The 5,905-nt window shown below is 62.2% G+C and carries 5 protein-coding genes; 1 reads left to right on the forward strand and 4 read right to left on the reverse strand.

The window, feature by feature from the left end:
- Positions 1-797, forward strand: a 797-nt coding sequence (locus APH42_RS28295; RefSeq protein WP_060494719.1) for a sensor domain-containing diguanylate cyclase, incomplete at its 5' end; no start/stop codon positions are given.
- A gap of 66 nt (positions 798-863) precedes the next feature.
- Here the strand turns inward: APH42_RS28295 and APH42_RS28300 are convergent.
- The 4 genes from APH42_RS28300 to APH42_RS28315 form a co-directional block, all read right to left on the reverse strand.
- Positions 864-2,102 (reverse strand): response regulator, encoded by a 1,239-nt coding sequence (locus tag APH42_RS28300; RefSeq protein WP_012270022.1) that lies wholly within the window; start codon positions 2,100-2,102, stop codon positions 864-866.
- Positions 2,103-2,239: 137 nt separating this feature from the next.
- Entirely contained in the window at positions 2,240-3,517 is a 1,278-nt protein-coding gene (gabT, locus tag APH42_RS28305; protein WP_012270021.1) for a 4-aminobutyrate--2-oxoglutarate transaminase, read from the reverse strand.
- Between the two features lie 181 nt (positions 3,518-3,698).
- Positions 3,699-5,141 (reverse strand): NADP-dependent succinate-semialdehyde dehydrogenase, encoded by a 1,443-nt coding sequence (gene gabD, locus APH42_RS28310; RefSeq protein ID WP_012270020.1) that lies wholly within the window; start codon positions 5,139-5,141, stop codon positions 3,699-3,701.
- Positions 5,142-5,433: 292 nt separating this feature from the next.
- Positions 5,434-5,905, reverse strand: a 472-nt coding sequence (locus APH42_RS28315) for an aryl-sulfate sulfotransferase (RefSeq protein WP_177336885.1), incomplete at its 5' end; no start/stop codon positions are given.

The raw sequence follows: 5,905 nt of genomic DNA on the forward strand, positions 1-5,905 counted from the left end.
ATGTGAGCCCCGCCTACGAGCGCATCTTTGGCCGCCCCGTCAGCCTGGTGCTGGCCGACTACAACGAATGGCGTGACAGTATTTACCCCGATGACCTCGAGTTCGCCGAACGCAGCCTGGCTCAGGTGCTGCTCAAGGGCGCAGTGGAAGACCGCGAATACCGTATCCTCAATGCCGACGGGCAACTGCGCTGGTTGAGCGACAAGTGCTACATCAACCAGCAGCACGATGGCGACCGGGTGATCATTGTCGGTATCGCCGAAGACATCACCGAAAAGAAGCAGCTTGAAGGGGAGCTGCAGCGCCTGGCCACCACCGATGTGCTGACCCAGAGCAGCAACCGCAGGCACTTCTTCGAGTGTGCTCAGCAAGCGTTCGACAGCGCCCGCGAAGACGGCACGCCGCTGGCCTTTCTGTTGCTGGATATCGATGACTTCAAGCGCATCAACGACAGTTACGGCCACCAGGAAGGCGATCAGGTGCTGCAACACATCGCCGACAGCGGCAAAGCCGTGCTACGCCGTGGCGACCTGTTCGGGCGCATTGGCGGCGAGGAGTTCGCAGCGGTGTTCCCAGGTTGCAACGCCGAGGTCGCAGAACAGATTGCCGAGCGTTTGCAGCGGCAGATTCAGCGCTTGAGCTTCAGCCATGGGCAGCAGACCTACGGGGTGACGGTGAGCCAGGGGCTGACCGGGCTGACCGAAGAGGATGTAACGCTGGATAGCCTGTATGCCCGAGCCGATGCGGCGATGTACCAAGCCAAGCGGCAAGGCAAGAACCAGATAGTCCGCGGCTGATCAGGCAACGTACAGGATGGCACCGGCTTTGGCCGGTGTTCGCCGGCTCGCCCGCTCCTACAGGGGCTACACCGGCGGCTCTTCCTGCGGTTTGACTTCGGGGTTTTCCACCTTGCGCAGCCGGTTCAGCTCCGGCAAGCCCAGCTTGAGCAAGCGTGCGGTCTTGCCGCTGGCTACTTTCTCCAGCCCCTGCTCAGCCGGCAGCCGCGACAGCTGCCCTGCCAGGCTCATGGCCAGGATCTCCCGCGAATACACGCCGCCGCCCAACTGGTAGATCGCCGCGATCAATTCGCGCAAGGCCAGCGGCAGCCGCCAACGGGTACGCAGCGCCGAACCGAACGCCGCACCAAACTCATCCAGCGACTGCTGCACATTGCGCTCGTCCAGCTCCCCTCCGGCCAGCCGCCACTCCTGCAGGCAGCGCAACACCGCCAGGTCACCCAGGCAATGCAGCAAGCCCGCGCAGTAACAACGCCCTTCGTCCAGCTCGAGCAGACGCGCCAGGGTGCGGCCATATTCCGCCGTATGCAGCGACAGGTCCCAGTAACGGGCCGCGTGCTCAGCCAGCAGTGGGTCGCTGAGGCGTGCGCTGCGCTTGAGGGTCATGCCCAGGATCAGGTTCATGCTCTGGGTGCTGCCAAGCTTGTTCAGGGCTTGCAGCAACGTCTGCACCGGCGCCTCACGGTGCAAGGCCGCGCTATTGGCCGCCGCGATCAATACCGCCGTGACCTGCGGGTCGTTACGCACCTCCTCTTCGAGCACCTTCAGGTTCAGGCCCTGGGGGTTGAGCGCGCGCTTGATAGCCACCTGCACATCGGCCAACAGCGGCCCGCCATCGGCGTTAGCGCGACGCTGTTCAAGGTAGGCCGGCAGGCTGGCACCCGGCTGCAAGGCCGGCATTGGGCAGGCGATCTCTTCGCCAACGGCCACCAGCAGCTCTTCCAGGCGCTTGCGCAGGTTGTCCAGGTTCAACGGTTTGCTCAGGTAGGCCGTGGGGTGCAGGGGCAATGCCTCGCGCACACTGGCACTGTCGCTGCGGTTGCTCATGAGAATGAACGGCAGCCCCGGCCCTTTGGCGCGCACCTTGCGCAACAGGTCGAGGCCATCGACACCGGCCAGCTCGCGGGCGGCGATGATCAGGTCAGGCTTACTGGACAACGCACTGAGCGCTTGCGAGCCGTCGGCGCATACTTGCAGGCGCGCGTCACAGCGCACGCTGAGCAGCATTTCGCTGAGCATGTCACGTACCCAGGGATCGCCCTCGACAATCAGTACGTTTGGTGCGGTGGGGTTTGCAGCGCTCATCGCCAACTACTCCTGAATAGCCTGACACACAGTCCGTCGCAGCTTCCCAAGCAAATCCTCCGCTAACCATAGCGCCCCAAGGCTTTTCTGGGCACAAAAAAACCCGCCGAAGCGGGTTTTTTCAGAAGCGCGTCACATCAAGCGAGTTCAGCGAAGCACTCTTCGATGATGGCCAGACCTTTGTCCAGCAGTGCGTCTTCGGCAGTCAGCGGTACCAGGATACGCAGAACGTTGCCGTAGGTGCCGCAGGACAGCAGGATCAGACCCTTTTCGCGTGCCTTGGCAACCACCTGGCCAACAGCAGCAGCGTTCGGGGTGTGAGTGCCTTTCTCGAAGACTTCAACAGCGATCATCGAGCCCAGACCACGGACGTCGCCGATGATCGGGTGCTTCTTCTGGATTTCGCGCAGGCCGGTGGTCAGGCGCTCACCCACAGCCTTGCTGCGGTCCAGCAGTTTTTCTTCTTCGAACACTTCGATCACGGCCAGGGCCGCGGCGCAAGCGATCGGCGAACCGGCGTAGGTGCCGCCCAGGCCGCCCGGAGCGATCGCGTCCATGTACTCGGCCTTGCCGCACACACCGGCCAGCGGGAAGCCGCCAGCGATGGATTTGGCGAAGGTGGTCAGGTCAGGCGCAACGCCCATCTGTTCCATGGCGAAGAAGGTGCCGGTACGGCCAGCGCCAGTCTGTACTTCGTCGGCGATCAGCAGGATGCCGTGCTGGTCGCACAGGGCGCGCAGGCGCTTCATCAGCTCTTTAGGCGCTGGCAGGAAGCCGCCTTCGCCTTGTACTGGCTCGAGGATGATCGCGGCGATGTCGCGTGGCTCGGCGTCGTTCTTGAAGATGCGCTCGACCGAAGCGATGGCATCGTCAACGCTGATACCGTGCAGTTCGCTCGGGAACAGGGCGCGGAAGATACCGCCTGGCATCAGGCCCATGCCAGCGGAGTACGGCACAACCTTGCCGGTCAGGCCCAGGGTCATCATGGTACGGCCGTGGTAGCCGCCGGTGAAGGCGATGACGCCAGCGCGGCCGGTGGCGGCACGGGCGATCTTCACGGCGTTTTCAACGGCTTCGGAGCCGGTGGTGACCAGCAGGGTCTTCTTGTCGAAGTCGCCTGGGACCAGCTTGTTGATCTTTTCGCACAGCTCTACGTAAGGTTCGTAAGCCAGGACCTGGAAGCAGGTGTGGCTGACCTTGGTCAGTTGCTCTTGCACGGCCGCAACCACTTTCGGGTGCAGGTGGCCGGTGTTCAGCACTGCGATGCCGCCGGCGAAGTCGATCAGTTCGCGGCCTTCAACGTCGATCACAGTCGAGTTCTTCGCGGTGTCGACGAAGATCGGGTGGATCTGGCCAACGCCACGTGGGACGGCAGCTACACGACGTTGCATCAAGGATTCGTTGGTCTTGCTCATAATGCCCTCATTGCGCCGACAGGAATGGCGCTTTTATTCGGGGGGGCTGGGAGTGCTCGCGAACAGTATTCGTTGATCGACTGCCGCAAACGCCCTGGCCACCAGGTACTGCGATGTAAAAAAGGCCAGCGAGACGTCGCTCTCGCGCCCCACTGGCAGAGGTAAAGCCTTTACCGTGCTATCAGACGCTGATGCACAGGTATTTGATTTCGAGGTAGTCCTCGATACCGTACTTGGAACCTTCGCGGCCCAGGCCCGAAGCCTTGATGCCACCGAACGGCGCCACTTCGTTGGAGATCAGGCCGGTGTTGATACCCACCATGCCGTATTCCAGCGCTTCGGCAACACGGAACACGCGGCTCATGTCGCGGGCGTAGAAGTACGAGGCCAGGCCGAACTCGGTGTCGTTGGACATGGCGATGACTTCGGCTTCGTCTTTGAAGCGGAACAGCGGCGCCAATGGGCCGAAGGTCTCTTCCTTGGCGACAGCAGCAGTCTTCGGCACGTCAACCAGAATGGTCGGCTCGAAGAAGTTGCCTTCGATCAGCTTGCCACCGGACAGCACCTTGGCGCCTTTGCCAACGGCGTCTTCGATGTGTTCCTGAACCTTGGCGACAGCCTTGCCGTCGATCAGCGGGCCAGTGGTGGTGCCTTCTTCCAGGCCGTTACCGATCTTCAGCTTGGCCACAGCAGCGGCCAGCTTCTGGGCGAACGCGTCGTAGACGCCGTCCTGCACGTAGATACGGTTGGCGCAGACGCAGGTCTGGCCGTTGTTGCGGTACTTGGAGATGATCGCGCCTTCGACCGCCTTGTCCAGATCGGCGTCGTCGAACACGATGAACGGGGCGTTGCCACCCAGCTCCAGGGAAACCTTCTTGATGTCCTTGGCACATTCTTCCATCAGCTGGCGACCGATTTCGGTCGAGCCGGTGAAGGACAGTTTACGTACCAGGGAGTTGCCGGTCAGCTCGCCGCCAACTTCACCAGCGCTACCGGTAACCACGCTCAGCACGCCAGCCGGGATACCGGCACGGTGGGCCAGCTCTACCAGGGCCAGGGCGGAGTAAGGGGTTTGCGAAGCAGGCTTGAGCACCATGGTGCAGCCAGCGGCCAGGGCCGGGCCGGCTTTACGGGTGATCATGGCGGCCGGGAAGTTCCACGGCGTGATGGCCGCGGTAACACCGATTGGCTGCTTGATGACGATCAGGCGCTTGTCTGGCTGGTGGCCAGGGATGGTGTCACCGTAGATGCGCTTGGCTTCTTCGGCGAACCACTCGATGAACGAGGCGGCGTAGGCGATTTCGCCCTTGGCTTCGGCCAGTGGCTTGCCTTGCTCGGTGGTCATCAGGCGAGCCAGGTCGTCCTGATTCTCGATCATCAGTTCGAACCAGCGACGCAGCTTGGCCGAACGCTCTTTGGCGGTCAGGGCACGCCAGGCCGGCAGGGCCTTGTCGGCGGCTTCGATGGCACGGCGGGTTTCCGCGGTACCCATCTTCGGCACGGTACCGATGACTTCACCGGTGGCCGGGTTGGTCACCTTGATGGTCTGGCCGTTGTCCGCATCCAGCCACTCACCATTGATATAGGCTTGCTGGCGGAACAACTGAGCGTCTTTGAGCTGCATGTCGGCTTCCCGAATTGTTGATTGTTGAAAAGCGCCCAAGGCAGGGCATCGAGCGTTTGAAATCTCAAACGAATGCTAAGCGGCTGCTGGGGTGTTGGACAATAGGCTGTTCGAAAAAAAGAACGAATGGTTGAACAGCCGAGTGGAAAATTCATCATCCCGCATGATGGCAACCGGCCTCGTCGCGGGCTCATCAGGGCGCCGAACCGCCGCGAAGAGGCCGGTACAGGTTAGACGAATCAACTGAAGGAAATGTGATGGGAGGACCGACGGCCCTCCCGAAGGGGATGAATCAGAACGCCTTGGCCAAGTCGATCACCAGTGCTCGATAACCGACCGAGCCCGGCTGCCGGCTGTGTACCTTCAGTTCCACCAACACCTCCTGGGTCCCGCGCCGCACCTCGTTGAGCACGGTAGTGGTCAATTTTTCGGGGGTGAGGAAGTTCACCGAAGCCGAGTAGATGAACTGGGTGTCGGTCTCTGGCCGGTAGGCCACCACCGAGGTCACCGGGCTGTACCACTCGTCGCCGCGTGCCTTGCCGTACTCCCACACCTGCTCGACCGTGCCCTCGGCTTCGTCGATGCGGTACTCCACTGCCCGGCTGTAGTTGCCGGCCAGCTTGGTCGGCGCAAAGTCACGCCCCCAGCCATTGTCGAACACGGTCAGCGTGCCTTTGCCGGTCAGCCAGGCGGTGTGCTGGGTCCACGACCAATCGAAGCCCTCACTTTCGACCGGTTTCAGCACCTTCTCACGCAAATGCTGC

The sequence above is a fragment of the Pseudomonas sp. NBRC 111140 genome (genome assembly GCF_001320885.1).
GTDB lineage: Bacteria > Pseudomonadota > Gammaproteobacteria > Pseudomonadales > Pseudomonadaceae > Aquipseudomonas > Aquipseudomonas putida_P.

What these genes read in the sequence shown, in the direction of transcription:
- APH42_RS28300 (WP_012270022.1), bottom strand. Translation starts at nt 2,102, where the DNA reads ATGAGCGCTGCAAACCCCACCGCACCAAACGTACTGATTGTCGAGGGC.
- gabT (WP_012270021.1), bottom strand. Translation starts at nt 3,517, where the DNA reads ATGAGCAAGACCAACGAATCCTTGATGCAACGTCGTGTAGCTGCCGTC.
- gabD (WP_012270020.1), bottom strand. Translation starts at nt 5,141, where the DNA reads ATGCAGCTCAAAGACGCTCAGTTGTTCCGCCAGCAAGCCTATATCAAT.